This window comes from Halorubrum sp. Atlit-28R, assembly GCF_003665955.1.
Classification (GTDB): Archaea; Halobacteriota; Halobacteria; order Halobacteriales; family Haloferacaceae; genus Halorubrum; species Halorubrum tropicale.
Map to the genome: position 1 here is coordinate 1 of NZ_QPLS01000148.1, position 512 is coordinate 512.

The 512-nt window shown below is 56.2% G+C and carries 1 protein-coding gene; it reads left to right on the forward strand.

Features of this window, described 5'->3' with window-relative positions:
• Positions 1 to 264: 264 nt before the first annotated feature.
• Positions 265 to 512: hypothetical protein (locus DVK06_RS17245; RefSeq protein ID WP_147438173.1), on the forward strand; the 248-nt coding region annotated here is incomplete at its 3' end.

The following is a 512-nucleotide window of genomic DNA, read 5'->3' on the forward strand; positions in this document are numbered from 1 at the left end:
TTTGACTACGCTTCCGCCCCGTGAGAACCTTCACCGTATCTCTACTCACGAACCAACTCCGGTGATATCTCCACCACTAAGAAACAAACACAGTTTCAATATCTCAATTTTAGTTGGTAACTCTTTTATCGCTTCGTCGGGACCATCGGACACAGTCGGTTCCCCTCGAATCGCTCGATTCGAGGCCACTTCGGCCGCTTCACCAGTGGCGACACTATCTCCGAAGACGAGTGATTGTGTCGGTGACCCGACGGTCGAAACACCATGAGCTCTACAGCAACGACCGAGCTAGACGAGACGATACGCGCCATCCTCGACCGGGCGACGACGAGGACTGAGGCGGCTATCCCCGATGAGGTCCTCGACACGCTCTGCGCCGAATCACAGCGGAACCTGTACGGCGGTGCGACCCGGGAAGAAGTGTACGACGTTCTTACAGACGTCTTGACCGCCCGAATCGACCGCGACCCGAGTTACGACGACCTCGCGGCCAATGTCTTCTTACAGGGCTA